Raw genomic sequence first — 1,144 nt, 5'->3', positions numbered from 1 at the left:
GGGTTGGGGGCGCGTCGGGCTTTGGCGAGGAGGTCGAGGCCGAGGTAGCGGCGGCCTTCGATCCATTCGTCGTGTTGTTCGGCCAGGACGGCGCCGACAAGGCGGATGAGGGCTGCTCGGTCGGGGAAGATGCCTACGACGTCGGTGCGTCTGCGGATCTCGCGGTTCAGTCGTTCTTGGGGGTTGTTGGACCAGATCTGGCGCCACAGTTGTTTGGGGAATGCGGTGAATGCGAGCACGTCTGGGCGAGCCTGCTCGAGGTGGTCGACGACGGTGGGGAGTTTGTCGTCCAGGGCCTGTAGCACGCGGTCGAACTGGTCGTGCACGGCTTGGGCGTCGGGCTGGTCGTAGACCGAGTGCAGCAGGGTTCTCACCCACGGCCAGCTGCTCTTGGGAGTGACGGACATGAGGTTGGCGGCGTAGTGGGTGCGGCACCGTTGCCAGGACGCACCGGGCAGGGTGGCACCGATCGCTGCCACGAGCCCGGCGTGCGCGTCGCTGGTGACGAGCTGGACGCCGGACAGCCCGCGTGCGGTCAGGTCACGCAGGAACGCCAGCCAGCCGGCGCCGTCCTCGGCGGAAGTGACGTCCACGCCGAGGATCTCTCGGTGTCCGTCGGCGTTGACGCCGGTGGCGACCAGGGCGTGCACCCCGACTACCCGGCCACCCTCGCGCACCTTGAGTACGAGTGCGTCCATGGCCACGAACATGTACGGGCCGGCATCCAGCGGCCGGGTGCGGAACGCCTCAACCTGCTCGTCCAGTTCGGCGGCCATCACCGAGACCTGCGACTTGGACAGTCGGGTGATACCGAGCGTCTCGACCAGTTTCTCCATCCGCCGGGTCGAGACCCCCAGCAGATAGCAGGTCGCCACCACCGTCGTCAGAGCGCGCTCGGCACGGCGGCGGCGTTCCAGTAGCCAGTCCGGAAAGTAGGTCCCCGAGCGCAGCTTGGGGATCGCCACATCGATCGTGCCCGCGCGGGTGTCGAAGTCGCGGTGCCGGTATCCGTTGCGGGAGTTGACCCGGTCCGGGCTTGGCACGCCGTACGGGGCGCCGCAGATCGCGTCCGCCTCAGCGCCCATCAGCACGTCGATGAACGTGCCAAGCAGCTGCCGCAGCAGATCCGGCGACGCGGCCGCCA

The 1,144-nt window shown here is 68.4% G+C and carries 1 protein-coding gene; it reads right to left on the bottom strand.

Going from position 1 to position 1,144, the window contains the following annotated elements:
* Positions 1 to 1,144: IS256 family transposase (locus ABN034_RS34210; protein ID WP_349695105.1), on the bottom strand; the 1,144-nt coding region annotated here is incomplete at both ends.

This window comes from Actinopolymorpha sp. B11F2 (genome assembly GCF_040195635.1).
Lineage (GTDB): Bacteria > Actinomycetota > Actinomycetes > Propionibacteriales > Actinopolymorphaceae > Thermasporomyces.
This window is presented reverse-complemented; position numbering and strand designations above follow the sequence as displayed.